The organism is Nocardia sp. GCM10030253 (assembly GCF_042675075.1).
Lineage (GTDB): Bacteria > Actinomycetota > Actinomycetes > Mycobacteriales > Mycobacteriaceae > Nocardia.
The window spans coordinates 163,796-189,499 of record NZ_JBHTDL010000010.1 but is presented as its reverse complement, the minus strand read 5'-3'; the positions used below and the strand labels follow the sequence as shown (position 1 = coordinate 189,499).

The following is a 25,704-nucleotide window of genomic DNA, read 5'->3' as shown; positions in this document are numbered from 1 at the left end:
GGGTGTTTCCTACGCAAACGCCAGGTTAACAATTGGTATAGACCAATTGCGGGTAGGCTGTCGGCATGAACGGAGCGGACGTGGCGGGGGTCGACGCCCGAGCGGCGGCGACACCTGAAGTCGATGAAAGGCGCGGTGGGCGTATTGATTCGGCTCAGCCAAGATTGCCGAAGTCGTATCTGGTGCGCACGGAGCTCGAAGAGATCCTGAGCGACATGTCCGAGGGCGATCCCGTCCCCTCCGAGCGCGATCTGGCCATCCGGTTCGAGGTCGCGCGCGAAACCGTCCGGCAGGCGCTGCGAGAGCTGTTGGTGGAGGGCAGGATTCGGCGGCAGGGCCGTGGCACCGTGGTGTCGCGGCCGAAGATGGTGCAGCCCTTGTCGTTGCGGTCCTATACCGAAGGTGCGATCAGTCTCGGCCGGGTGCCCGGCCGACTGCTCGTCAATTGGGAGGACGTGCCCGCCGACGCCGACACCGCCGGCGCGCTCGGCCTCGCGCTCGGCGCTCCGGTGATGCATCTCGAGCGTGTACTGCTGGCCGACGGGGAGCGCATCGGACTGGAGAGCACCTTCCTTCCGCTGTCCCGATTTCGCGCCCTGTACGACATCTATGACCCGACCACGTCGCTGTATGCGGCGGTGCGTGCGGCCGGAGTCGAGTTGGGCAAGGCGACCGAACGCATCGAAACGGTCCTCGCCTCCCCGCGCGAAGCCGCCTTACTCGAATGCACCACAGCCCTACCGCTACTGCTGCTGAACCGCCGTAGTGTCGATGGGAAGGGTGAGCCGATCGAGCGGGTGCGGTCGCTGTATCGCGGCGACAGGATCGCTTTCGAGGCCCAGCTGTTCAGGTAGGCAACCACCTCGCTCCGAAGGGTCGACCAGGTCGAAGAACAACTCGGCCCAGGTCACCCGTTGCTCGCTGAGCCCCGCTCTGTCAGTGCTCATCTTTTGGTGACCTTCAGCGATCCGCACGGGACAGTCCGAGCATGGGTGGTCAGCCCACCACGCTGCCGAACAGGGCGGCTGCGGCGTCTGCGGCGGGCTCGATCAAGCGGGGATCGTCGTAGAAGTCGATCTGGCCGATCGAGTCCAGCCAAAGCTCGGACTTCGGGGATGTCACGGCGGCGTAGAACGTGCGGGCCAGTGGCGGGACCAGAGCGTGATCGGAGTGCGTGAGCAGGAACGGGACCACCAGCCGTGCGGCCGCCTCGTGGGCGTCGAAACCGGCAGTGTGCCAGAAGGATTCGACGGCGAAGGCGTTGGTGTAGTTGGGTACCGCACCGCGCGAAGTGCCATAGTACTCGAACGCTTCGCGCAGCGGCATCGCCACGTCGCCGTCGTCCGCCGCCACCGCCGGGATCGTCTCGACGACACCGGTGGACAGGCGGCGTTCCCGGGCCCGGCGGCCGCGCTCGACCACGGCTGGGTCCGGCGCAGCGGCCGCAGCGTCCGGGTAGACCCCGGCCACCCCAGCGAATGCCCGGATCCGCGAGTCGTCGGCGACCGCCCGCGCCATGTAACCGCCGCCGGCACACACACCGAGCGCGACCACCGCCTTCCCCGCGAGCCGCTCATCGGCCTGCAGTGCCGACACCGCCGCACCGATGTCTGAAGCCTTGCCCAGCGGATCCTCCAACTGCCGTGGCGCGCCCTCGCTTTCACCAAAGGTTCGGTGATCGAAAGCCAGCGCCGCAAATCCCCGTCGCGCCATCGCCGCCGCGTATACACCCGCCGCCTGCTCCTTGACCGAGGTCAACGGCCCAGTCGTGACCACGACCGCGGTCGGCGCGTTCGTCGGCAGGTACAGCGTGCCCGCAAGCCGATCGCCTGCACGGGTAAAGGTGAACGGAACTGTACTGACTGTCATTTCTGCCGTTCTCTCGTCGGTCATTGTCGGAGATTCCCTCCACTACGGTGGAGACGGTAGGCGCGGTAGGCGGCCACTGGTAGAAGGCACTTTGCGGTGCCCTTCGGGACGGAGGCAAGATGTCACTGCTGATCCCGGATGTGCTCGAAGAATCGTGCACGACCCGGCAGACGTTGGAGCGGCTAGCAGCGAAGTGGCGGATCCTGCTGATCTACGCGCTGCTGGACGGACCGCATCGCCCGGCCCGACTCCGGCAACGGTTACCCGGCATCACCCAGAAGGTACTGACCGAGACTCTGCGCGGCATGGAGTCCGACGGCCTGGTCGAGCGGCACGTCTACAAGCAGACCGCCCCGCAGCACATCGAGTACTCCCTCACCGAACTCGGGAAATCCCTGGAGACACCTCTGGCAGCCATCTGCGCCTGGGCGATCGAGCATCCCGCGGCCGCCAGTCCTCCGGCCCGAACTCCCGGCCTGTGACGTGTCGTCGCACAAATCTGTTCACCGATGAACGGGACTTCGAACATCGGGCTGTCCCTAACTCGTGTGCAGTACAGCGCTTTTCGCTCGTACTCATGTTCACGACGGTAGGGGTTGCCCGATGGCGGGCGAGCCAGGTGGTGGTGGACTGGGGTGTGGTGACCGCAGCGGAACCTCGGTGGCGGATCGCGGTGCGGCGGGCGGAGGTGATCAGCAAGCTCGCGCAGCTCGATGGGGTGAGGATCGCCGTACGAGTGGCTGACGTGATTGGTCTCACCGGCGGGCGTGTGCTGTGTCGAGCCACGCGTCGAGGTGGGCACGAGCGTTTGCTTCGCCGTGGGGGTAGCGGTGCAGCATCAGCAGTCGCCAGCACAGGCCGAACAGCTGCCGAAGATGAATGCAGGTTGTGAGTTCATCGTCGCTGGGGCGGTCGGGATAGGCTTGCCATGCCGACACCGCGAAATTCGTGCCGCCCTGGTCGGCGAGGGAGGCGAGATCCCAGCCGATCGGTCCGCGCCAGGTGTCTTCGAAGTCGATCCAAACCACACCATTCGGTGTGGCCAGTGCGTTGCCCTGATGTGCGTCACCGTGCAGCGGCTGGACCGGGAATCCGGCGAGTGCGTCGCGGAGCGTTTCGGTTTCGGCTCGTAATGTCGACAATTCGGTGCCGGTCAGCAGCTGTTGCCGGTCGACGAGGTCGACCAACCGTGTGATGTCCCCGAGCGGTCCGTCGGTCGGCAGTTCACCCGGGTATCCGCGTAGCACCTCGTGGAGTTCAGCCAATGCGGGCGCCAACTCCGCCGCGCTTGGTGTCCGCTCGGGTTCGTGCGGAATGTACTGCCAGAAAGAGATGTCGAGCCCAGCGTGGTGATGGGGGCCGGCAGGCGGGTCGCAGGCCGGCATTGCGACGGGCATGCGGTGTGCGTGCAGGTAGCGTGCGAGATCGATCTCGCGGGCCAGCCAGGCCGCAACGCCAGGGCGTATCAGGGCGCTCGTGGTGGCGACCCTGGCCACGATGGGTGCGGGCCTCAAATGGATCAGCACATTGCTGCCGTCGGACAACACGTGCGGGTCGGTGACCCGACACCCGAGCCGGCGGGCGAGATCTGTTGTCGCGGTGACGACACGGCGCGTGGCGTACCTCTGCGGGAGGCGTGTCATGGTTCGACCCTCGCAGACGGCGGGTCGTCGCTACCGTCGACGCAGGGGACATCTGTCGATTCGGTCGTACCGGCTGCCGGCTTCGTTCGTCCGACGAAGCCGGCCAACAGGGAACCGATCAACGAGGCGAGCGCGCACAGGGTGAACGCGAGCACTGATGCGTAGGCGAAAGCGGCTGTGGCGGCGGTCACGAGCTCGTTGCCGACCGGTGCAGCGAGGTGTTGGGCGGTGGTGAGTGCGCTGCCGATGGTGTCGCGGGCAGCGGTGGCAGCGTCGTTCGGCAGCCGGTCGGCGATCGGTGCGAGATCCCGACGGTAAGCGAACGTGGCGGCGCTACCGATCAACGCGATGCCCAGTGCGCCACCCAACTCCGCTCCCGCTTCGCTGAGTCCCGAGGCCATGCCAGCGCGTTTCGGTGGCGCACTGCCGACGATGAGGTCGGTGATCAAGGCGATGCCAGGTGCCAGTCCGAGCGGGAACACCACCGACCCGAGCACGAACAGGCCGAGCGAAGAGTGGGCAGCAGCGAGGGTTACAACCACGAAACCGGCTCCGGCGACCGCGAGCCCACTCGCGACCACGAAGGTTGGCCGGATGCGTTTTGCCAGTGCCGGGCCGGCGAACGAGCCGGCGATGAAACTGACCGCCCAAGGAAGGGTCCACAGCCCTGCCTGCATCGGTGATAGTCCGAGCAGGATCTGCAGGTCTTGGCTGATGTAAAAGAACGCCGAGAAATTGACCACGAAGACCAGCAGGTAGACGACGAACATCGTGGCGAACGGTGCCGACCGGAACAGCTTCAGATCGATGAACGGCACGGAGAGTGTCTGCTGGCGGCGGACGAACAGTGCGGCAAGCACGACACCGGTCAGTGCGGCGAGCACGGCGGCTCCCGTGGGCCCTGCTGTGGCGAATTCTTTGATCCCGAACACCAGCGCCACGATCGCGGTCGACGACAGGGCAGCGCTGGTGAGGTCGATGCGTCCCGGATGGTCGTCGCGGTATTCCGGCAACAGCTTCGGGCCCACGATCAGCAACACGACCATCACCGGGACAGCGACCAGGAACACCGATCCCCACCAGAAGACGCTCAACAAAGCTCCACCGATAACCGGTCCGAGCGCTGCGCCGGCAGAGAAACTCGCAACCCAGATGCCGATAGCGACACGGCGCTGTTTGGGATCGAGAAACATATTGCGAATGAGCGACAGCGTCGACGGGGCCATCGTCGCCGCCGCCAGACCCAACAATGCACGTGCCGCGATCAACAGCTCAGCTGTCGGCGCTACCGCAGCGAGGACCGACACCAGACCGAATATCGTCGAGCCGATGAGCAGTAGCCTGCGGCGGCCGATCCGGTCGCCGAGGACACCCATCGCGATCAGTGCTCCCGCTAGCAAAAAACCGTAGCTGTCGATGATCCACAACAGCTGAGTGCTCGACGGTCGCAGCGCCGCCGTCATGGCGGGCACAGCTAAATGCAGGACGGTGAAGTCCATCGAGTAGAGGATGCAGGGCAGCGCCAATACCGCAAGGCCCCACCACTCGCGGCGGGTCGCGCGGGTCGAGGGCTCGATACCGTCGAGTACGTGTGTCATGCCCGCACCGCCGAATCCGCGAGCCACGCCCAGGAGCGCGCGAGCACCATCAGTGACGCGCCGAGCAACACCAGGTCTTTCACGATGAACGAGCCTCCCGGGGACAGGAACGGGATCGTGTGCTCGTAGCTGGTCGAGGTGAACAGGAACGACAAGGTCACAAGAAACGTCCCGGTACCCATCAGCCCACCGATCACGCCTGCCAGGCTGCTCTTCACACCGAACGCGATGAACACCGCTGTCACGATCTCGACCACCCCGATCCACGCGGACACCGTTCGCAGGTCGGCGACATCGAGCAGCCAGGACATGAACGGGCTACCGCTGATCAACGACTCGATCGCAGCGGCTTCGGCGACGGTGAACTTCATCGCGCCGATCCACCCAAGAGTGACGATGAGGCCGAACCGAGCCAGGAGAAACCCCGCACCCTCGACACGCCGCGCCGTATCGGAACTCCTGACCGTCGCAGCGAATGCCGACCGGAAACTCTCGCTCGGACCGAGCCTATTCGTGGACACGATTGCCTCCATGGTTCGTTGACAGAACATGGCAGCACAGTGTCGAAACCGGCCCCGGGCGTTACACCTGCCGCGAATATTATTTCGAACGGGAGCGGAAGGCGGCCAGTAACGCGTCCCTGGACTCGCGCGTCAGGGCGGCTCGTGGCTGCTCCCGCAGCGCCCTGATGGTGTCCCGGATCTGGTCGAGGTAGCTATCGCAGCCGTCGCAGGACCCGAGGTGGTCGATGAACCGGCGCTCGTTCGACTCGTCGAGGCTGCCTTCCATGTAGGCAGTGACCACTTCGACGAACTCGTCGCAATTCATCTCCGCCATTACGACACCTCCTCTCCTCCGCGGCCCCGCGGCCCGACATCAGCGAAGTACTCCTCGATTCTGCCCCGGACGAATGCTCGGGCGCGGTGCAGCAGCACCCGCTGGTTGGCCGAGGAGATCTCCAGTATCGAGCAGACCTCGTCCGCACCGTATCCGTGCACATCGCGTAGCCCGATGACGATACGTTGCCGACGCGGTAATTCCTCCAGAGCTGCCGCGACACACGCACGCAACTCCCCATCGAGCAGCGCCTGCTCAGGCGACGGCCACAGCGCCGGGAACGCTCGCCAGTGATGCGGGAACGGCTCGCCCAGCCCCTGGAACCTGGTGGGATCGACCGACGGCCCCGCATCGTCGTCGGCGGGTAACACGCTGCTGAACGGCATCGAACGCTGCTCGGCAAGTCCACGGCGTTTGGCGATATTCACCAGGATCCGGAACACCCACGTCTTCAGCGACGACCGCCCCTCGAACTTGTCGATACCCACAACCACCGCCAGCCAAGTCTCCTGCACAACCTCGGCCGCGGAATCTGCGGTGGACACGAAATCCCGTGCCAGACGTAACATTCCACCCGACCACACATCCAACAAGAACTCGAACGCCGCCTCGTCACCACCCCGCAACCGCGCCAGCAACTCGGCATCATCAGCGGTGTCCGTTCCCGGCATGCAGGAAGTGTAAGCAACCAGCTCGCCGGACATCACGCGCCGACCGGCGAACTCAGCATCAGATGCTGCCAGTACCACCGCGGGCGAGGACGCCGCGAAATCCCTGCGATGATGCTCGCCGACGGCATAGACGTCGAGGTCCGATGTCTCGGTCGCCACCGCCTCCTCGACCACCTCGCAGCCGTTCCCCGGCGGTTGGCGCGGGGCGATCGCCGACCGCGTACAACTCGGCAAACGTCAAGGGCCCAATTCCACGGCTGGAGTCCCGGACCACGGTCCGGTGATATTCCGTCTGATCGTTTCGGATGGTCCAAGCGATAGGCGGCGGCTCGGCGGGCGGATGTCGGAGGGTATGGAATCGGTGGTGCAGATAGTCTGGTTTCCATGTCTGTGCGCACCCGTCAGCCGCTTGTTCCCGGGACCCTCTCGCCGACTCGGGAAGTTCCGCGCTCGATCGAGCGTCCGGAGTATGCGTGGAAGAAGTCCGTCAACGAGGGTAATGAGCCCTGGGTGCAGACGGCCGAGACGATCGACAAGATGCGGATCGCGGGAAAGATCGCGGCGCAGGCGTTGGAAGAGGCGGGCAAGGCTGTCGCGCCCGGCGTCACGACCGACGAATTGGATCGGATCGCACACGAATACATGTGTGATCACGGAGCCTACCCGTCGACCCTCGGGTACAAGGGATTCCCGAAGTCGTGCTGCACCTCGCTGAACGAGGTGATCTGCCACGGGATTCCGGACTCGACCGTGATCGAAGACGGCGACATCGTGAATATCGACGTCACCGCCTACATCAACGGTGTGCACGGCGACACCAACAAGACGTTCCTCGCGGGCAATGTCGACGAAGAGGTCCGGCTGCTGGTCGAGCGGACCGAGGAAGCCACCGCGCGGGCCATCAAGGCCGTTCGTCCCGGTCGCGCGCTCAATGTGATCGGCAGGGTGATCGAGTCCTACGCAAACCGCTTCGGCTACGGCGTAGTCCGTGACTTCACCGGCCACGGCGTCGGCCCCACCTTCCACAGCGGCCTGGTCATCCTGCATTACGACCAGCCTGCCGTCGACTCGATCATCGAGCCGGGCATGACCTTCACCATCGAGCCGATGATCAACCTCGGCGGCATCGACTACGACATCTGGGACGACCACTGGACCGTGGTCACCAAGGACCGCAAGTGGACCGCGCAGTTCGAGCACACCCTGGTAGTCACCGACACCGGTGCCGAAATCCTGACCTTGCCGTGAGTGGTGGACCGCGCAGTTCGAGGCCGGAACACTCGGGCGGCATGGCAGCCGCGGCGTGAAGGGCGCATTGCTCATCGCGGGCACCACGTCCGATGCGGGCAAAAGCGTTGTGGTGGCCGGGCTTTGCCGGATGCTGGCGCGGCAGGGCGTGCGGGTCGCGCCGTTCAAGGCGCAGAACATGTCGAACAACTCCGTCGTCACCCTCGACGGCGGGGAGATCGGGCGTGCGCAGGCGCTGCAGGCGCTGGCATGCGGGTTGGAGCCGAGCGTGCGGTTCAATCCGGTGCTGCTCAAGCCCGGCAGCGATCGCCGCTCCCAGCTGGTGGTGCGGGGACAGGCGGTCGGCACGGTCGGTGCCCGCGACTATTTCCGACACCGACAGGAATTGCGGGAGGTCGTTGCCGCCGAACTAGCTTCCCTGCGTGCGGAATTCGACGTGGTGATCTGTGAAGGCGCCGGCTCGCCCGCCGAGATCAACCTGCGGGCCACCGATCTGGCGAACATGGGCCTGGCGCAGTCGGCTCGACTGCCGGTGCTCGTGGTCGGCGACATCGATCGCGGCGGGGTGCTCGCCCACCTGTTCGGGACCGTGGCCGTACTCGATCCCGAAGACCAGCAACTGATTTCGGGCTTCGTTATCAACAAGTTCCGCGGCGATGTCGAACTGCTCCGGCCGGGACTCGAGCGACTCACCGAACTCACGGGCCGTCCGACGCTCGGTGTGATTCCTTTTGCCGAAGATCTCTGGATCGACGCAGAGGACTCGCTCGGCACCGTCGCGGACGCACCGGTCGGCCGTCCCCTCCCACCCGTCGGCGCCGAGTGGCTGACCGTCGCCGCCATCAGACTGCCGCGCATCTCCAACTCCACCGACGTCGAAGCCCTGGCCTGCGAGCCGGGCGTCTCGGTGCGCTGGGTGAGCGAGCCCTCGCGGCTTTCCGACGCGGATCTGGTGGTGCTGCCCGGCAGCAAGGCGACGGTCGACGATCTGGCCTGGTTGCGCCGCGCCGGGCTCGCCGACGCGTTGACGGCTCGCGCTGCCGTGGGCAAACCGATCCTCGGTATCTGCGGGGGCTACCAGATGCTCGGCCGTCGGATCTGCGACACTGTCGAATCCGGTGCGGGTGTCGTCGACGGCCTCGGGCTGCTCGATCTCGACATCGAATTCGCCGACCCGAAGGTGCTGCGCCGTGTCTCCGGTCGCACCCAGCTGCCGGGTGCGGAGGGAATACCCCTGCGGGGCTACGAGATTCACCACGGAAGGGTGCGGCGCAGCACCGACCCCGGCTGGCTCGAGCTGGACGGCGCACTGGAGGGCAGCGTCAGGGGCGCGGTCTGGGGTACCCACTTGCACGGCCTGCTGGAGTCGGACGGGTTCCGTCGAATGTGGCTGCGGCGGATCGCCGTTGCCGCCGGACGCACGGGTTTCGTTGTCGCCGATGATGTTTCGGTCGCCGCGATTCGCTCGGCCCAACTGGATCTGCTCGCTGATCTCGTAGAGGACCACCTCGACGGCGCGCAACTGGAACGTCTGATCGTCGACGGTGCGCCCGCCGACCTTCCCACACTCACCGCCGCGGCCGTACAGGCGAGGCACTGAGCTGGGCGAACGGTTGAGCGCAGCGCCACCGGATAGTGGTGATTCCCACGTCTGACTCGCACGTGAGGTTCGACACGCGGTTCTGTTCAACCAGGCCGTGTACCGTACTCCGGCATGAAATCTCGGCGGATCACGGTCGGTGACCGGGCTTGGACCGTGCGGGTCGACGGGCCCGAATCTCGGCACAGCGTGCTGCTGCTGCCCGACGCGGGTGATCCGGTCGACGTGTACGACCAGGTCTGTGCTCGACTGCACAATTCGGACCTGCGCACGATCGCGGTGGAATCGATAGCGGACCTGGATCCCGCGGCTGTGCACGGCATCCTCGACGAGCTCGGCGTGCCATGGGTGAACGTCGCCGGGCGCGGGTCGGGCGCGGAGCTGGCCTGGCAGCTGTGCGCGGGTGGCTTCGGCCGCTTCATCAGCCTGGTGGTCGCCGATCGCGGTCACCCCGCGGTACCCGCCGCGGACGGCACCGTGCTCGACGCAGCGTGCCGGCCCGTCGAGCTGGCCGTCACCGTGCTGGTCACCAAGAACCTGCCGCGTGTGGTCGCCGACACTTCCGGTCGCTACGTCTACGGCGAATTCCGGGTGGTGGAGATCGACGTCGACAACGTGGCGACCGAAGCCGACCACGAGATGGCCACCGAGATCGTGCTACGCACCAGCCTCTGGTGACCCGGACTTGCGCAGGTAGATAGCCAGCCAGTCCAGCCAGTTGTCGAGCTCGGTGAAGGCCTGCGCAAGCGGCTCGGCCGAGGACAGGAACACATCGTGTCGCGCGCCGTCGATCGGGACGATATTGGTGCGATCGCCTAGGCAACCTGACCAGCGCTGGATCTGCCTGACATCGAGTACCGCGTCGGCTACATCGACGGCGGGGCCGTACTTGCGCGCGAACTTGGTGATCCGGGACCGCAGGATCAACGAGGGCACCCCGATATCGAGACCCGCCTGTAGCCGGGCATGCCCATTGCGGATCGCCCGCAGCCAGCCGAAGCGGACCGGGAAGCCGCTCAGCGGCTTCCAATCGAGGTTGTAATCCCATTCGCCCGCGACGCTGTGGTGCAGGCTGTCGCCGTACGAGCTGATCTGCCCGCCGGGTAGCTCGATCATCGATCGGAACTTGCCGAGCGCCTTGATCACGGGAGTGCCGATGGTCCGGTAGTACGAGGGGCCCTGCAGGTCGAACCACGGGCTGTTGAGCACCAAGCCGGTGATGCCGGACGCGACGGTGCCCCGTGCCCGATTGAGCCGGTCCAGCCACAGCGGCACGATCAGTCCGCCGGTGGAGTGCGCGACCAGCAGCACCTCGCCGCCGGTCTCCTCACGCAGGATCCGCAGGGACTCGTTCAGCTCGTCGTCGTAGAGCGCCAGATCGGTCACGTAGTGCGGTGTCTGCCCGTCGCGCAGCGAACGTCCGCACTTGCGCAGATCCAGGGCGTAGAACCGGTGCCCGCGCTCGGCGAAATGCTCGGCGAGATGCTGCTGGAAGAAGTAGTCGGTGAAGCCGTGCACATACAGCACCGCGGCCTCGGTGGTGGTGGCGGAATCAGGGGTGTACCTGACCAGTGTGGCGACGGCGTCACCTTCGCCATCGGGATCAGGGCCGAAGTTCAGTGTCCGCTGCTCGTAGCCCGCGCCGAGGACGTCGGGCTGCCACTGCACACCGGTCGTGATGTCCGACACGCTTAGCGAGGTTTCGTTCGTCACGACAACCAATCTAGGCGACGTTTGCGTCGGATTGAAGTTCCACTGTCGCTGGGGCCGGGGGAGGAATCTATGTCACATTCGGCAGGTTCGTTGCTGGTGATCGAACCGGTGAGGTGCACAATTGGCAAGAGGTGAACGGCGGGTAACCTTCTCACCGCCGAGTCACGCCAGGCTCGCAAAAAACCACATAGCGCCCGTGCCCAGGCAGGCCACCGTGCCGGTGAACTGCCGCAGAAGTGACAAGGAAGTCGATCTACCCGTGCCGAACGCTGCCATGACTGAAAAGACCGATGTGGTACTCATCGGTGCCGGCATCATGAGTGCCACCCTCGGCGCGCTGCTTCGTCAGCTGCAGCCGGAGTGGTCGATCTCCCTGTTCGAGCGGCTCGACGCCGTGGCGGCGGAGAGCAGCGATCCGTGGAACAACGCGGGCACCGGCCACTCGGCACTGTGTGAGTTGAACTACAGCCCGCAGCAGCCGGACGGCTCGGTCGATGTCTCCAAGGCTATCGACATCAACGAGCGCTTCCAGGTTTCCCGGCAGTTCTGGGCCTATGGCGTGGAGAACGGACTGCTCAGCGATCCGTCGGGCTTCATCAACCCCATCCCGCACGTCAGCTTCGTGCACGGTGCCGACGACGTCGAGTACCTGCGCAAGCGGTACGAGGCGCTGTCGCGCCACCCGCTGTTCGAGGGCATGGAGTACATCGACAGCCCCGAGGAGTTCACCCGGCGGCTACCGCTGATGGCCAAGGGCCGCGACTTCTCCGACCCGGTCGCGCTGAACTGGACCGACGCGGGCACCGACATCGACTTCGGTTCGCTCACCAAGGAATTGCTCGCCTACCTCGGCAAGTCCGGCGCGAATCTGGCCTTCGGCCACGAGGTGCGCAACCTGACCAAGCAGTCCGACGGCACGTGGCTGGTGAAGGTGCGCAACCTGCGGACCCGTGAAACCCGCACGATCATCAGCAAATTCGTTTTCGTCGGGGCGGGCGGTGGCGCGCTGCCGCTGCTGCAGAAGTCGGGCATCAAGGAGATCGCCGGTTTCGGGGGGTTCCCGGTCAGCGGCCAGTTCTTCCGCTGCACCAACCCGGAGCTGATCAAGCTGCACGAGGCCAAGGTGTACGGCAAGGCCGCTGTCGGCGCGCCCCCGATGTCGGTGCCGCACTTGGATACTCGCGTCATCAACGGCCAGCCCGGGCTGCTCTTCGGCCCGTACGCGGGCTGGACGCCGAAGTTCCTCAAGGACGGCAAATTGACCGACCTGATCAAGTCGGTGCGGGCGGGCAACCTGTTCTCGATGCTCGGCGTCGGTGTGACCGAGTTGGGCTTGGTCAAGTACCTGGTCAGCGAGCTGTTGAAGTCCGAGGCCGGCAAGGTGCACACCCTGCAGGAGTTCGTCCCGAAGGCCGAAGGCCGGGACTGGGAGCTGATCACCGCGGGCCAGCGCGTGCAGATCATCCGGCGCCAGGGTGCGGGCGGCGTGCTCGAGCTCGGCACCGCCGTGATCGCGGCCGAGGACGGCTCCATCGCCGGTCTGCTCGGCGCTTCGCCCGGCGCGTCCACTTGTGTGAGCGCCATGGTCGACGTGCTGCAGCGGTGCTTCCCCCGCGAGTACGCCGACTGGACGCCGAAGCTGAAGGAAATGGTCCCCTCGCTGGGCGTGAAGCTGTCGGAGAACCAGGCTCTGTACCGCGAAGTGTGGGATTGGACGTCCAAGACGTTGAACCTCACCGGCGTGTCGGCCAACACGCCGAATCGCATGGGGGTCGCGCCGACGGCGTAGGTGTGGTACCAAAACGCGATGATGTCAACGGTTGCACTCAAACGGTCATGGGCGCAGGATCTCGACACCGCCACCCTTTATCAGCTGTTGAAACTTCGCGTCGAAGTCTTTGTCGTCGAGCAGAAGTGCGCCTATCCGGAACTGGACGGGCTCGATCTGCTGCCGGAAACCCGACACTTCTGGCTCGACGACGAGGGTGAGGTCATCTCGACGTTGCGCTTGCTCGAAGAGCACCACGACGGCGTGAAGTCCTTCCGCATCGGCCGCCTGTGCACCGTGGTCCCCGCCCGGGGCCATGGCTACACCACCCGGCTGGTACAAGCCGCATTGGCCGAGGTCGGTTCGGCAACTGTGCGACTGAGCGCACAGACCTACCTGGTTGACATGTACACCAAGTTCGGCTTCAAGCCCGACGGCGAAGAATTCGACGACGGCGGAATCATGCACACCCCCATGCGCAAGGGGTAGCCCCGCCGGGCCCGCACCCGCCCCGGGTTCCCGGGGCGGGTGCGGCGTTTCCGGCCCGGGGAGAGGGCGCTGCCGGAAGGTCGGGGTGGCGCGAATAGAGTTGGGGCGTGTCTTTGTCCCACGCCGAAACTGCATCATCAGCTGCTTCGTTGACCGGGTCGCGTTCGCGGGCGGACGGTGAGGTGGGTTTTCCGTTCTCGGCGGTGGTGGGGCAGGAGCGGCTGCAGTTGGCGCTGATCCTGTGCGCGGTGCATCCCGGGATCGGCGGCGTGCTGGTTCGGGGCGAGAAGGGCACTGCGAAATCGACCGTGGTACGGGCGCTTGCGCAGTTGTTGCCGCCTGTTGTCGATGAGACCGGGGCGCGGCCCGCTCGGTTGGTGGAGCTACCGGTCGGCGCTACCGAGGACCGGGTGGTCGGCTCGCTGGATCTGGAGCGGGTGCTGCGGGACGGAGAACAGGCGTTTCGGCCGGGGCTGCTGGCGGCCGCTCATCACGGCGTGCTCTACGTCGACGAGGTGAACCTGCTGCACGACCACTTGGTGGACGTGCTGCTCGATGCGGCGGCGATGGGGCGGGTGCACGTCGAGCGCGACGGTGTCTCGCATTCGCATCCGGCGCGGTTCGTGCTGGTGGGAACCATGAATCCGGAGGAAGGTGAGCTGCGTCCGCAACTGCTGGACCGGTTCGGGCTCACCGTCGATGTCGCCGCCTCGCGCGATGTGGATGTGCGGATGGCCGTGGTGCGCCGCAGGTTGGACTACGAGGCAGACCCGGCCGGGTTCGTTTCGAGTTATGCCGCCACTGACCGGGGTGTCGCCGAGCGGATCCTCACCGCACGTGATCGCGTCGCCGCAGTGACACTCGACAACGTTGAGCTGCGCCGGATCGCCGCGCTGTGCGCGTCTTTCGATGTGGACGGAATGCGGGCGGATCTGGTGGTGGCCAGGACCGCGACCGCACACGCGGCGTGGCGTGGCGCTGACACCGTGAGCGAAGAAGACGTGCGCGTCGCCGCCGAGCTGGCACTGCCGCACCGCCGTCGCCGCGATCCGTTCGATGAGCCCGGCATCAGCGAGGAGCAGCTCGACGACGCGATGCGCGACGCAGGCGAGGAAGCGGCGCGTGCGCGGCAGCCGGGTAGTGAAAACGCCACGGAACAAGACGAATTCGGATCGGAACAGGCGCAGCAGCCTCCATCGGGCGATCAGGGTGCCGACCGGAGCCGAGATGACGATCCCGTCCCGGACAAGGGGTCGGACTCTCCGAACGACGGACCCGACGGTGGTCCGGATGACGGTCCCGACGGTGGTCCGGATTCCCCTGACCGCGGGCCTGGCGGCGGGCAGTCGCCTGCCGCTCGCGAGGGCCGAACCGGTGCTCCCGCTTCGTCGGTCGTGACACCGCCGCGCTGGGAAGTGCCCGGCGTCGGCGAGGGTGCGGCGGGCCGCCGCTCTCGGGCGCAGACCAGACAGGGCCGCACGGTCCGATCCAGCGCCGACACCTCCACCGGACTGCACCTGCTCGGCACCGTCTTTGCCGCCGCCCCGCACCAGCGCGCCCGTGGCCGCGCCGACGGCCCGCTGAAACTGGCGGCCGACGATCTGCGCGGTGCGTATCGCGAAGGGCGCGAAGGAAATCTGGTCATCTTCGTGGTCGACGCCTCCGGATCCATGGCCGCACGGGACCGGCTGTCGGCGGTCACCGGCGCCGTCGTCGCCCTGCTGCGCGACGCCTACCAGCGCCGCGACAAGGTCGCCGTGGTCACCGTGCGCGGGCAGGAAGCCGAACTCGTGCTGCCCCCAACCTCCTCGGTCGATATCGCGGTCCGCCGTTTGTCCGGCATGCGCACCGGTGGCAAAACCCCGCTCGCCGCAGGCCTGTTGAAGGCCCGCGAGGTAGTGCACCGCGAACGAGTCCGCGATCCCCGCCGTCGCCCCATGCTCGTGCTCCTCACCGACGGTCGCGCCACCGGCGGCGTCGATCCGGTGCCACGCGCCCGAGCAGCCGCCGCCATGCTGGCCCTCGAGGCGGTGACCTCCATCGTCGTCGACTGTGAACGCGGCATGATCCGCCTCGGTCTCGCCGCTGACCTGGCCCACATCCTCCGCGCCGGATACCTGCGACTCGGCGAGCTCACCGGTGATTCGGTAGCCGACGTCGTCCGCGCGGGCTCCGGCCGTCTCGGCGCGTACACCGGAACACGAGCCGCCTGACCGTGGCTCCCCGACTGCTCGAGGTCGAACCCGCGGCGGGCGGAGGCATGGCGGTACAGCCAGCGTGAGCGTGGACATTCTGATCAATGGACTACCAAGGAGTTTCGATGCCTAAGGGTGTGCCGGAGACCGTTCCGGATGACGGGCTGACCACGCGGCAGCGGCGGAATCAGCCGGTGCTCGCGGTGCACACCGGGGCGGGCAAGGGGAAGTCGACCGCGGCGTTCGGGATGGCATTGCGTGCCTGGAACCAGGGCTTCGATGTGGCGGTGTTCCAGTTCGTGAAGAGCGCCAAATGGAAAGTGGGCGAGGAAGCCGCTTTTCGGACGCTCGGCCGTCTACACGAGGAGACCGGCGTTGGTGGCTCGGTCGAGTGGCACAAGATGGGCGAAGGCTGGTCGTGGACCCGCAAGCAGGGCAGCGACGAGGACCACGCCGCCGCCGCGCTGGCGGGCTGGCAGGAGATCGCCCGCAGGCTCGAAGCCGAGCAGCACCGCTTCTACGTCCTGGATGAATTCACCTACCCGCTCAAATGGGGTTGGGTCGACATCGACGAGGTGGTCAAAGCCCTGCAAAACCGCCCAGGCAACCAACACGTCGTAATCACCGGCCGCGACGCCCCCCAAGCCCTCATCGACGCCGCCGACCTCGTCACCGAGATGACCAAGGTCAAACACCCCATGGACGCAGGCCGAAAAGGCCAACGAGGCATCGAATGGTGACCCTCGCTGCGAATGCGGGGACTGTTCCGGCGGTTGTTGTTGCCGCGCCGGCATCGGGGAGCGGGAAGACGACGGTGGCGACGGGGTTGATCGGGGCGCTGCGGCGGGTGGGGCATCGGGTGGCGCCGTTCAAGGTCGGGCCCGACTACATCGATCCCGGGTATCACGGACTTGCCGCGGGGCGGCCGGGGCGCAACCTCGATCCGGTGCTCGTCGGCATGGATCGTGTCGTGCCGTTGTATCGGCACGGTGCGCAGGGGTGTGACCTTGCGGTGGTCGAGGGTGTGATGGGGCTGTTCGACGGCCGCATCGATGAGAACCAGGCCGGGCCGATTGCCGAGGGATCTACCGCACAGGTCGCCGGATTACTCGGCGCGCCAGTGGTTTTGGTGGTCGACGCCCGCGGTCACAGCCAAAGCCTCGCGGCACTGCTGCACGGATTCGCGACCTTCGAAAGCACGATCCGCCTCGGCGGCGTGATCCTCAACCGCGTCGGCAGCGAACGCCACGATCAGGTGCTGCGCGCGGCCTGCGACCGCGTCGGCCTTCCTGTCCTCGGATCATTGCCGCGGATGGCCGAACTGGAAGTCCCTTCCCGCCATCTCGGCCTCATCCCCGCCGTCGAGCACGGCGCGGCCGCGACTGCCGCGGTCGAAGCAATGACGGACCTCGTTGCCGCCCATCTCGATCTGCGCGCAATCGCGGCACTCGCCCACTCGACAGTTGCCGGTCCGGCATGGGATCCGAGAATGGAACTGGCGATACCTGCCGAAGATAGGCCCACCGCCGAGGCTGCCGCGGTGGCCGGGTTCGAGCCGGTGATCGCGATCGCCGGGGGGCCTGCGTTCACCTTCGGGTACGCCGAGCATCGCGAGCTGCTGATCGCGGCGGGAGCACAGGCGGTCGTTTTCGACCCGATGCACGACGAACTGCCCACCGGCACAGCGGGTCTCGTGTTGCCGGGTGGATTCCCGGAGGAGCACGCCGCTGATCTGGCCGCCAACGCCAGGCTGCTCGCGCAGGTGGCGGAGCAGGCTCGGCGTGGGATGCCGGTGCACGCCGAATGTGCGGGACTGCTGTATCTCACCCGATCGCTCGACGGCCACACGATGGCCGGTGTAGTCGATGCGGCCGCGGAATTCGGACCGCGCCTGACCCTCGGCTATCGAGATGCGGTGGCGCTGACCGATTCTCCGCTATGGCGAGCGGGGGAGCGGGTCCGTGGACACGAGTTCCACCGCACCCGGTTGATCGCGACCGACACGGACACTCCTGCCTGGGGCTGGCACGCCGGCGGCGAACGAGTCCGCGAAGGCGCACTCGTCCATCGCGTACATGCCTCTTACCTACACACCCATCCGGCCGGAAACCCCGAAGCCATAGGCCGTTTCGTCGCCGCCGCAGTCGACTACGCACGCACCCGTGCAGCCACGTGAGCTCGCTGTCGGCCTGGGCATACGCCCAGGGACCTCGGCCGAGCGCATCCTGTCCGCCATCCGAGAAGCACTGGGCGACAACCTCATCGCCTGCCTGGCAACCCTCGACCGCCGCGCCACCGAGCCCGGAGTACGCGCCGCAGCCGCCCAGCTGAACACCCCGATCCGCGCCTACACCGCCACCGAACTAGCTCGAGTCCCAGTCCCGAACCCATCACCCCGCACCCGCAGCCTCCTCGGCACCCCCAGCGTCGCCGAAGCCGCCGCAATCCTGGCAGCCAGCGGCCCACTCGTGATCCCCAAGCGCACCATCGACCGCATCGTCATCGCAGCCGCTCTGCACCCGCCCGTCCCGGAATCCGCCCCGCCCACCGCCTGACCACACCCGCCCGGCTGGAATCCACTGCACCACAGCCCGAAACGTTGCGTGCCGACAGCCTGGTCGGCTCGGTGCACATCGCTATTCCTCGGCACTGCCTATGCGGTCGGTATGACGTGGTTTCATGGCGGGATGGAGATCCGAGGTATCGACAACGTGCTTGTTCCGGTCGGCGACCTGGGTGCGGCGGTGGAGTTCTACGAAGGTGCGTTGGGGATGGCGGTGAAGTTCACGCTGCCGGAGGAAGGTATCGCGGTGTTCGATGTCGGTGGCGAGGTGGCCGGGGTGATGGTGCGGGCGGATCCGAGTGCGGGGGCGAATGGCTTGTCGGGGATGCGGTTGTGGTTGGAGGTGCCCGATGCTCTGGCCTCGGCAGCCGAACTCGAAGGGTATGGCGTGCAATTGCTCGGCCCGCCGTTCGAGGTGGGTACTGGGTGGAGCGTCGAGGTCGCCGACCCGTGGGGCAATGTGATCGGGCTGACGGACTACGTCAAACGCCCTGACCTGGCTCGACCCGAGAACTGAACCCGCACGGGCGCGGGGGTGATCCGTGTGCGGGCACGCATTGGAGTGCCCGCACACGGCGTTGTGCGGATTACGGTGTGACGGAGCCCCAGTCGGCGAAGCCGGTGGGGTCGTGGCGACCGAGGCTGGCGTGCTCGAACAGGCCCCATCCTTCGGCGTCGCCGCAGCGGGCGTGGGCGACGTGGTCGATGACGCCGAAGGGGACTCGGCTCGCGATGGCCGGGTCGGTGAGGTCGTAGGTGCTGCTGGAGGACCAGTCGCGGCCCATCCAGCGGCCGTGCAGCCAGTCGGGGTCGCCGCCGTAGCCACAGCCGACATGTAGGGCGACGTTGGTGACGGTCTTGATTTCCACCTCTAGCGGTTTGCCGTCGGGTGTCGTGAGTTCCAGCCGTGCGCCAACGGGATGCCTTGTGCCGGAACGGTAATCGATGTGAATGCGCGGCCAGCCCAGCTGCTCGGTGCGGCCGTCGGGGAAGACGCGGACCGCGTCGTTGAGGGTGCGGGTGCCGTCCGGCTCCTCCTGCACGATGACGACGATGGCGAAGTCGTCGAAGCGGATCGGCACATACATCCACCAAAATCCACCGGACGGCTCTGCGGCGGCACGGCCGGGCGGTTCGGGCTCGCCGACCGGGCGGATACCCCAGGAGCGGTCCCTGGTGCCCATCCAGATATCCGGGTCGACGGTGAAGTCCGTGCCGTCGACATGCAACGTCCCCGCCCACGAGCCGACCTGCGCGAAGCGGGTCGCCTGGATGATCGGGCGGTTGCCGTTGAGGATCAGGTGCGGCTGTTCCTGAACCGTGGGAAACGAGCCTTCCCAGGTGAGATCGAAGCCGAGGTCGTCGTGCTCGCAGATCACCCGGATCCGCTGCAGCGGCTCGAGCACCTCGATGCGGTAGCCGCCGACCCGCTGGTCCAAGCTGCGATCGCCGAGCGCGTCGGAGAAGCGGACCGAGCGCTGGGTGTCACCGCGCCGGACGGCGGCGTAGGCGTCGATCACGCCGAGATTCGGATACACGCCGAATCCGGTGACGAAGAAGGTGCCACCGGCGCGGTCGTGGCCGTTGAAATAGCTTCTGTCGTAGAAGTTCCGGTCGCTACTGGCCACTCGGGCCAGCGACAGGTGTGTCTGATGGATCGGGTATTCGTCCAAGGGCACAGGCATTTGCTGATCTCAATCCCACTCGTAGGTTCCGGCGAGCAGCGCCTCCAGGCTCGCCCGGTGCATCACGTAGTCGTCGCGGTCGGGGGTGTCGGTGTCTTCGCCGAAATGGATCATCCGGCGCTTGACCCTGGCCATCACGATCGCGTGCCGCAGCGCGGCGTAGACGATGTAGAAGTCGAGATCGCGAACCGTATATCCGGTGATCTCTTCGTATTCGGCCACGACGTCGTCGCGACGCAGGAAGTCCGCGAGACCCGGCTGATCGAAGCGAGTGGCGATGTCCTGGAAGAATCGGTGGATGAAGATGAGCCAGGCGATATCCAGTTCGCGCGGGCCGAGTCCGGCCATCTCCCAGTCCAGCACGCCGACCGGTTCGAATCCGCTGTAGAGGATGTTGCCCGGTCGCGAGTCACCCCAGGAGAGCACATCGGGGCCGGGATCGGCGGGCCAGTGCGCATCGAGCCAGTCGAACGCGCGCTCGATGATCGGGATCGGGTACCCGTCGTCGGCCAGCGCCCACCGATACCATTTGCGATGCCACTCGACGTGCCTGCGCAGCGCCTGGCCAGGTCCGTCGAGCATCGGGAATCGGGCGGCCGGATCGGGGATCGCGTGCACCTTGGCGATGACCTCGACGGTATTGGCGGTGAGCTGGGCGCGTTCTTCGGGGGTCGCGTCGAACAGCCAGCCGGTGAACACGTACGGCGGGTTATCCGCGGGCACTCGGCCGTCGATCCGCTTCATTACGAAAAACTTTGTGCCGAGCGGCTTCTCGTCGGTTTCCAGCCAGCGCAGCTCGGGCACCGGCACATCGGAGGCCTCAGCGACGCCGGCCATGATCTTGTATTGCGTTTCCAGATCATAGTTTTCGAATACCGGAAACGACTCGGCCTCCGGCGTCATCCGCGCGACGAACGATCCGGCCTCGTGCCTGCCGTCCACGCTCCATTCGGCGTCGAACAGCACCGTCGGGCTCGACATCCCGGCGCCCTGCGGCTTCGACAGTGCCGAGATCTTCGGCGGATGGTCGGCAGAGACCTTCGAATCGAGCCACCGGGACAAATCCTCGGCGAGGGCATCGAGATCGCGGTCGCTGACAGTCAGCTGCCGCTGCGCGGTGGGATCGGGATCGTCGGCCATATTTTGTCCTCCTGCACCATGAACTCTCGGCCAGAATGTAACGCGTTCTAGTTATGAATGACCAGGAAAACGGCAAGAAAATGTAACCCGCTCACTGGGTGGCATCGGGGCTTGACAGCACCGTAATAGTCATCCTTTCGGCTATATCCCATACCGCTGAGGTAGGGGTGGAAATCAGGGAATTCCTGGAACAGGTCGATCTCGACCGATTCCCCCTGCGTAGCCGTGGATTCAACTGGGTGCAGGACTACCCGTACTTCCGGTGACAGCGTGCGGGCACCCCGATCATGGTTCGGTTAACCCCACGACAGAGACGGGGGTTCGCTCTGAGGACGACGTGCGCTGGGTCTCGATAGTTTCGAGCCACACAGTTTCATCGTCAGACAGGGAGTCCGCGTGGGTGCGGTAGTAAGTCCGGAACGGGCTCATGGTCGGCCGCAATGGGATTCGTCCACCGACCTGCGCTGGCATCCGATCACGCGGGTGGGTTTCCGCATGTGCGTGGCCTACTTCGGGCTGTTCTGCCTGGTGTTCGCGCAGATCACCTTCGTCTTCGCTGGGATCGCAGGGCGGTGGCTTCCCGAGGACGCGATCCTCTGGCAGATGCAGGCACTCGACCCGGTCACCGGCTGGGTCGGCCGACAGGTATTCGGGGTCGACGCCGTCCTGCACGATTCGGGCAGTGGTGATCAAGCGGTCATCTGGGTGCTGGTTTTCTGTCTGTTGGTGGTTGCGGCGGTGATCACCGCCCTCTGGACCGCCCTCGACCGCGGCCGAAGCGAGTACACCAGGTCGAGTGCCTGGTTCCTGGTCTTCATCCGCCTGTGCCTGGCCGGTCAGATGATCTTCTACGGAATGGCGAAAGTCATTCCGACGCAGATGTCGAGCCCGCCGTTGGCTGCCTTGCTCCAGCCGTACGGCGAATTCAGCCCGATGTCGGTGCTGTGGATGCAGGTCGGTAGTTCACATCCGTACGAGATCCTGCTCGGCAGTGCGGAAGTCCTCGGCGGGCTGCTGCTGTTCCTCCCTCGGACCGCGACGCTCGGCGCGATGTTGAGCCTGGTGAGTCTGGCGCAGGTGTTCGTGTTGAACATGACCTTCGACGTGCCGGTCAAGATCCTCTCGTTCCACCTGGTGTTGCTGTGCCTGGTTGTGCTGGCTCCGCAGGCACGCCGGTTGGCGAATGTCCTTGTCCTGGAACGGCCATCCGAGCCGGCCACACAGCCGCGACTGTTTCGCAGCCGGCGCGCCGAACGGGTCGTCGTCGCCGTCCAGATCTTCCTCGGCATCTGGGTGCTGCTCGGTTGTGTGCGCACCGGCTGGGACGACTGGCACGAATACGGTGACGGTGCGCCGAAACCGCCGCTGTACGGGATCTGGAACGTGACGGAATTCGACATGGACGGGGTCCCGCTGCCGCCACTGACTACCGAGGAGAATCGCTGGCAGCGACTGGTTTTCGATACCGGCGGTGCGATGTATCAGCGAATGGATGGTAGCCGGGTGCCGGTCGTTGCCGTGGTCGACCCGAACGCCGAGACGATTGTTCTTTCCGAACCCGCGCAGGAAGCCTCGGCACAGCCGAATCGGTTCGCCTCTTTCACTTTCGAGCAGCCCGGTCCGGACCGGCTTGTACTGCGTGGGCTGGTGAACGACCGGCCGGTGACCGTGTCTTTGGACGCGCTGGATCTCGACAGCTTCCCGCTGCGTAGCCGCGGCTTCCACTGGATCCAGGATTATCCGTACTTCCGTTGACCCCGCGCTCGGACGAACGGGTTATCCAACAGTGATGGCATCCAGCCGGGTGCGCAGGAATTCGGCGGAGACAACCGGAGGCAGACCGCTTACTTCGCCGATCGGCGGTTCCAGCGGCGTGACAACGGCGTCGTGGTCGAGTTCGTAGAAGTAGATCAGGGAAACGAGGTCTTCTTCCGGTGCCTGCGCCTGCGGCGGCAGCACCCGATGCCGACCGGACGGCCAGCGCTCACCGCTCCAATAGGCAAGCAGGTCACCGATGTTCACTGTGAGCGCCGCAGGGTCGTACGGCGCGTCGGCCCAGCCTCCGGCCTCGGTGTAGACCTGAAGTCCGCCCGCGCCCGGCTCGCGGTCCAGCACGGTGACGGTACCGAAATCTGTGTGCGGACCGATACGGAACTGGCCGGGCTCCGGCGTGCCGACCACCGTCAGCGGCGGGTAGTGGTTGATGTTGCAGGTCCAGGTCGGTCGTCCGGCGAGTCCCTCGAAAGGGTTGGCGGGCAAGCGAAGTGCGGCGGCGAACAGTGCGAGCAGTTCGTCCGAAAGGGTGCGCATGGCGGCGGTGTAGGTGGTCAGCAGCTCGCGCAGCTCGATCACCTCCTCTGGCCACACATTCGGCAGGAACCAGACGTCGTCGATCTGTGGGTCACCGGTCCTGGTGTCCGCGCCGACGGCGAAGGTCTCCTTCAGGTCCGGCGGGGTTTCGGTGCCCTCGGCGTAGCCGTTGGCCTCCTTGCCGGGGCCGATCCAACCGCGTCCGCCGACGGTCACGGCGTAGCGCTGCTTCACTTGCTCGGGGAGGGCGAAGAAACGCCGGGCCGCGGCGCGCACCGCTGCGGGCAGCCCCTCCGGTAGCCCGTGCCCGTACACCAGGAGGAACCCGGCGCGACGCAACCCTTCGTCCACTTCGCGCTCGACCTCGGCCGCTGCGGTACCGCCGGCGCGCCATGCGGCGAGGTCGATGGAGGCAATCGCGTTCATTTCGCGACCTTCCTTTCGTGTTCGGTTGCGGTTGTCGCGCCCGGCGGCCGTCGGTGCGCGTCGGGGGCGCTCACCACGCCTCGATCTCGTCGGCGACGCCGATATCCTCGTTCCACAGTGCAGGCTCCTCGGCGATGAACTTGGTCATCAAGTCGATGAGGCGCTGGTCTGCCAAGACGGTGACGTTCACTCCGTGCTCGGCGAGCCAGTCGTGGCCACCGTAGAAAGTCTGCGATTCACCGACGATCACGGCGCCGATGCCGAACTGGCGCACCAGCCCACTGCAATACCAGCACGGCGACAGTGTCGTCACCATGATCGTCGAGCTGTAGTCGCGGCGGCGGCCCGCCGCGCGGAAGGCGTCGGTTTCGGCATGGATGCTGGGGTCGCCGGATTGCACGCGCCGGTTGTGGCCGCGGCCGAGCAGCGTGCCGTCGGCGGCGAACAAGGCCGCGCCGATCGGAATACCGCCCTCGGACAGACCGCGTAGCGCCTCGTCATAGGCCACCTCGAGCAACTGTTGTGCCGGTACCTGCGTCATAGCTCCACACTCCAAGCAATCGGGCCCATGTCGCAACGTACAGATCGTCCATACCGTTCGGGAAGGTGGATGACCGTATGTTGTCCACAGTTCGCGAGCTACCGGCCGATCAGTTCAGCGCGGCCGAGCCGCTAGGCGGCCGACCAGCTCGCCAACCTGCCACCGACCGCTCGCGTGGCGCGCTGTCGACGCCGAGATGGCCGCCGCTGACCTGGGACGGGCGATGGCTTGTGGCGCAGCCCGCTCAGCGGGTGACGGTGCTCGACTGATTGCTCCAGTTCGGCGATGGAGCGAGGAATTCGCCGGTGCCAGTGCGGAATACGCCGCGGGCCTCGGCATCGCCGCGGAGCTGGGCCATCATCCAAGCCGTCGGATAACCCAGATAGCCGTAGACGCCGCTGGTGCAGGGGGTTGACGCCTTCGCGCAGTCCGGTTGGCCTTGCACGTCATTGTGATCGGGGCCGTTGAGCGTCGCCCATAGCGTCGGCACGCTCGCTGTGGTCGCCTCGTAGTACGCGTGGTTCGACTGCAGGTCGACCGCTTGCCATGGCAGCGTCTGAGTCGAGGGGGAGATGAACCGGTCGGCCGAGCCGTTGACGAAGAACACCGAACCCGAGGTGAGCTTGCGACTGTCGGCGCACGTGATGCCCGACGTGCACCAGAGCTGGGCCGGAATTTCGATCGGTACCGCGGTCTTGATCGCGCCACCCGACGCCGGCATCGCGTTGAGCACGCCGCTGGCGCCTTGCGAATGGCCCATCGCTCCGGCTGCTGCTGTGTCGAGCTTTCCGAAGAAGACGCTCGCCGGATCCGCCGCGAGCCCGTGCAGATACGTCAGCGAGCCGAGAATGTCTCTACCGGAGCCGGTCTGCTGGTTCTCGGTGCCGATCACCACGAAACCCCACGACGCCAGGTGCCGGAGCAGATAGGCGTACTGGCTGGGCACGGCGTTGGTTCCGTTGCCCCACAACACAATCGGGTGCTGTGCGCCGCCCGCGCCGAGGTCCGTCGGGTACCAGACGTCGTACTTCGCCCCGGTGGAATCGCAGCAGCCGAAGCCGATTTCCTCGGTCACCGCCCACGGGCCTTGTCGGATGTACTTCGACTCGACGCCGGGAGCGGGCACGTAGGGCTGCGAATCTGCCTGTGCGACAACCGGTGTCGTACCGACTCCGGTCAGCGTCACCGCTGCCGCCACCGCACACATCGCTCGCGCCCACTGAGTCATGAGCTCGAGTATAGGAACGACCCGTGTGCCGACTTTGCGGCGAGAAACTCTCGGCGTGGATGTGGTCGATGTGCGGAGTGTCGCGGCGGTGGATGGGCAGTATCGACGTGGAGTTGTCCGGCATACTGGCCAACGCAGTCATCGCATAGTTTGCCGTCTCGTAACCGATGGAGATCCATC

At 66.2% G+C, this 25,704-nt stretch carries 26 protein-coding genes; 14 read left to right on the top strand and 12 right to left on the bottom strand.

Going from position 1 to position 25,704, the window contains the following annotated elements; genetic code table 11:
• Window positions 1-215 precede the first annotated feature (215 nt).
• Window positions 216-854, top strand: coding sequence for a GntR family transcriptional regulator (locus ACFQZZ_RS23540; protein WP_378685096.1), 639 nt, complete (start codon window positions 216-218; stop codon window positions 852-854).
• A gap of 142 nt (window positions 855-996) precedes the next feature.
• Here ACFQZZ_RS23540 and ACFQZZ_RS23535 read toward each other — a convergent pair whose 3' ends face one another.
• Window positions 997-1,869, bottom strand: coding sequence for an alpha/beta hydrolase (locus tag ACFQZZ_RS23535; RefSeq protein ID WP_378684610.1), 873 nt, complete (start codon window positions 1,867-1,869; stop codon window positions 997-999).
• A gap of 119 nt (window positions 1,870-1,988) precedes the next feature.
• Here ACFQZZ_RS23535 and ACFQZZ_RS23530 point away from each other — a divergent pair, with 119 nt between their 5' ends.
• The gene (locus tag ACFQZZ_RS23530; RefSeq protein ID WP_378684607.1) at window positions 1,989-2,351 is read left to right on the top strand and encodes a winged helix-turn-helix transcriptional regulator; all 363 of its coding nucleotides are present in this window, start codon (window positions 1,989-1,991) and stop codon (window positions 2,349-2,351) included.
• Window positions 2,352-2,624: 273 nt separating this feature from the next.
• Here the strand turns inward: ACFQZZ_RS23530 and ACFQZZ_RS23525 are convergent, their stop codons facing one another.
• The 5 genes from ACFQZZ_RS23525 to ACFQZZ_RS23505 all read right to left on the bottom strand — a co-directional run bounded on the left by ACFQZZ_RS23525 (window position 2,625) and on the right by ACFQZZ_RS23505 (window position 6,777).
• Complete coding sequence (locus tag ACFQZZ_RS23525) at window positions 2,625-3,512, bottom strand: phosphotransferase family protein (RefSeq protein WP_378684604.1); 888 nt, start codon at window positions 3,510-3,512, stop codon at window positions 2,625-2,627.
• The gene (locus tag ACFQZZ_RS23520) at window positions 3,509-5,110 is read right to left on the bottom strand and encodes an MFS transporter (protein ID WP_378684601.1); all 1,602 of its coding nucleotides are present in this window, start codon (window positions 5,108-5,110) and stop codon (window positions 3,509-3,511) included. Before ACFQZZ_RS23520 ends, ACFQZZ_RS23525 begins: the two co-directional genes overlap by 4 nt.
• Complete coding sequence (locus tag ACFQZZ_RS23515; protein ID WP_378684598.1) at window positions 5,107-5,631, bottom strand: DUF417 family protein; 525 nt, start codon at window positions 5,629-5,631, stop codon at window positions 5,107-5,109. Before ACFQZZ_RS23515 ends, ACFQZZ_RS23520 begins: the two co-directional genes overlap by 4 nt.
• A gap of 79 nt (window positions 5,632-5,710) precedes the next feature.
• Window positions 5,711-5,947, bottom strand: coding sequence for a zf-HC2 domain-containing protein (locus tag ACFQZZ_RS23510; RefSeq protein WP_378684596.1), 237 nt, complete (start codon window positions 5,945-5,947; stop codon window positions 5,711-5,713).
• A complete protein-coding gene (locus ACFQZZ_RS23505; RefSeq protein WP_378684593.1) occupies window positions 5,947-6,777 on the bottom strand; it encodes an RNA polymerase sigma factor in 831 nt (276 codons plus the stop codon). The genes ACFQZZ_RS23510 and ACFQZZ_RS23505 overlap by 1 nt, the downstream gene beginning before the upstream one ends.
• Before the next feature lie 225 nt (window positions 6,778-7,002).
• Here ACFQZZ_RS23505 and map point away from each other — a divergent pair, with 225 nt between their 5' ends.
• The 3 genes from map (at window position 7,003) to ACFQZZ_RS23490 (ending at window position 10,144) form a co-directional block, all read left to right on the top strand.
• Window positions 7,003-7,866 (top strand): type I methionyl aminopeptidase, encoded by an 864-nt coding sequence (gene map, locus ACFQZZ_RS23500; protein WP_378684590.1) that lies wholly within the window; start codon window positions 7,003-7,005, stop codon window positions 7,864-7,866.
• Window positions 7,867-7,921: 55 nt separating this feature from the next.
• The gene (locus ACFQZZ_RS23495; protein ID WP_378684587.1) at window positions 7,922-9,466 is read left to right on the top strand and encodes a cobyric acid synthase; all 1,545 of its coding nucleotides are present in this window, start codon (window positions 7,922-7,924) and stop codon (window positions 9,464-9,466) included.
• 114 nt (window positions 9,467-9,580) lie between these two features.
• Window positions 9,581-10,144 (top strand): alpha/beta hydrolase, encoded by a 564-nt coding sequence (locus ACFQZZ_RS23490; RefSeq protein WP_378684584.1) that lies wholly within the window; start codon window positions 9,581-9,583, stop codon window positions 10,142-10,144.
• Here the strand turns inward: ACFQZZ_RS23490 and ACFQZZ_RS23485 are convergent.
• Complete coding sequence (locus ACFQZZ_RS23485; protein WP_378684581.1) at window positions 10,124-11,179, bottom strand: alpha/beta hydrolase; 1,056 nt, start codon at window positions 11,177-11,179, stop codon at window positions 10,124-10,126. The genes ACFQZZ_RS23490 and ACFQZZ_RS23485 overlap by 21 nt on opposite strands.
• 274 nt (window positions 11,180-11,453) lie before the next feature.
• Here ACFQZZ_RS23485 and mqo point away from each other — a divergent pair, with 274 nt between their 5' ends.
• From mqo to ACFQZZ_RS23450, 7 genes are all read left to right on the top strand, one after another.
• The gene (gene mqo, locus ACFQZZ_RS23480) at window positions 11,454-12,968 is read left to right on the top strand and encodes a malate dehydrogenase (quinone) (RefSeq protein WP_378684578.1); all 1,515 of its coding nucleotides are present in this window, start codon (window positions 11,454-11,456) and stop codon (window positions 12,966-12,968) included.
• A gap of 18 nt (window positions 12,969-12,986) precedes the next feature.
• Window positions 12,987-13,436, top strand: a complete 450-nt coding sequence (locus ACFQZZ_RS23475) for a GNAT family N-acetyltransferase (RefSeq protein WP_378684575.1) — start codon at window positions 12,987-12,989, stop codon at window positions 13,434-13,436.
• Between the two features lie 149 nt (window positions 13,437-13,585).
• Window positions 13,586-15,649, top strand: a complete 2,064-nt coding sequence (locus tag ACFQZZ_RS23470) for a magnesium chelatase subunit D family protein (protein WP_378684572.1) — start codon at window positions 13,586-13,588, stop codon at window positions 15,647-15,649.
• Window positions 15,650-15,756: 107 nt separating this feature from the next.
• Entirely contained in the window at window positions 15,757-16,371 is a 615-nt protein-coding gene (cobO, locus tag ACFQZZ_RS23465) for a cob(I)yrinic acid a,c-diamide adenosyltransferase (RefSeq protein ID WP_378684569.1), read from the top strand.
• Window positions 16,365-17,807: a cobyrinate a,c-diamide synthase gene (locus ACFQZZ_RS23460; protein WP_378684566.1), complete on the top strand. Its 1,443-nt coding sequence runs from the start codon at window positions 16,365-16,367 to the stop codon at window positions 17,805-17,807. Before cobO ends, ACFQZZ_RS23460 begins: the two co-directional genes overlap by 7 nt.
• Window positions 17,794-18,186, top strand: a complete 393-nt coding sequence (locus tag ACFQZZ_RS23455; RefSeq protein ID WP_378684563.1) for a cobalamin biosynthesis protein — start codon at window positions 17,794-17,796, stop codon at window positions 18,184-18,186. The genes ACFQZZ_RS23460 and ACFQZZ_RS23455 overlap by 14 nt, the downstream gene beginning before the upstream one ends.
• A gap of 111 nt (window positions 18,187-18,297) precedes the next feature.
• Window positions 18,298-18,711, top strand: a complete 414-nt coding sequence (locus ACFQZZ_RS23450; protein ID WP_378684560.1) for a VOC family protein — start codon at window positions 18,298-18,300, stop codon at window positions 18,709-18,711.
• A gap of 70 nt (window positions 18,712-18,781) precedes the next feature.
• Here the strand turns inward: ACFQZZ_RS23450 and ACFQZZ_RS23445 are convergent, their stop codons facing one another.
• Together ACFQZZ_RS23445 and ACFQZZ_RS23440 are read right to left on the bottom strand one after the other, a co-directional pair.
• Window positions 18,782-19,879: a hypothetical protein gene (locus tag ACFQZZ_RS23445; protein WP_378684558.1), complete on the bottom strand. Its 1,098-nt coding sequence runs from the start codon at window positions 19,877-19,879 to the stop codon at window positions 18,782-18,784.
• Between the two features lie 9 nt (window positions 19,880-19,888).
• Complete coding sequence (locus tag ACFQZZ_RS23440) at window positions 19,889-21,019, bottom strand: phosphotransferase family protein (protein ID WP_378684555.1); 1,131 nt, start codon at window positions 21,017-21,019, stop codon at window positions 19,889-19,891.
• A 396-nt stretch (window positions 21,020-21,415) separates the two neighbouring features.
• Between ACFQZZ_RS23440 and ACFQZZ_RS23435 the strand changes: the two genes are divergently transcribed.
• Window positions 21,416-22,774, top strand: a complete 1,359-nt coding sequence (locus tag ACFQZZ_RS23435; protein ID WP_378684552.1) for a DoxX family protein — start codon at window positions 21,416-21,418, stop codon at window positions 22,772-22,774.
• 21 nt (window positions 22,775-22,795) lie between these two features.
• Here ACFQZZ_RS23435 and ACFQZZ_RS23430 read toward each other — a convergent pair whose 3' ends face one another.
• Window positions 22,796-23,755 carry an isopenicillin N synthase family dioxygenase gene (locus ACFQZZ_RS23430; RefSeq protein ID WP_378684549.1) on the bottom strand — a complete coding sequence of 320 codons (960 nt, stop codon included), beginning with the start codon at window positions 23,753-23,755 and terminating at the stop codon, window positions 22,796-22,798.
• A gap of 70 nt (window positions 23,756-23,825) precedes the next feature.
• Complete coding sequence (locus ACFQZZ_RS23425) at window positions 23,826-24,296, bottom strand: nucleoside deaminase (RefSeq protein ID WP_378684547.1); 471 nt, start codon at window positions 24,294-24,296, stop codon at window positions 23,826-23,828.
• 77 nt (window positions 24,297-24,373) lie between these two features.
• On the opposite strand from ACFQZZ_RS23425, the gene ACFQZZ_RS23420 reads away from it, so the two are divergent.
• On the top strand, window positions 24,374-24,565 hold the full coding sequence (locus ACFQZZ_RS23420; RefSeq protein WP_378684545.1) for a hypothetical protein: 192 nt from the start codon (window positions 24,374-24,376) through the stop codon (window positions 24,563-24,565).
• Here the strand turns inward: ACFQZZ_RS23420 and ACFQZZ_RS23415 are convergent.
• On the bottom strand, window positions 24,541-25,524 hold the full coding sequence (locus ACFQZZ_RS23415) for a hypothetical protein (protein ID WP_378684542.1): 984 nt from the start codon (window positions 25,522-25,524) through the stop codon (window positions 24,541-24,543). The two genes, ACFQZZ_RS23420 and ACFQZZ_RS23415, sit on opposite strands and share 25 nt — an antisense overlap.
• Between the last annotated feature and the right edge of the window lie 180 nt (window positions 25,525-25,704).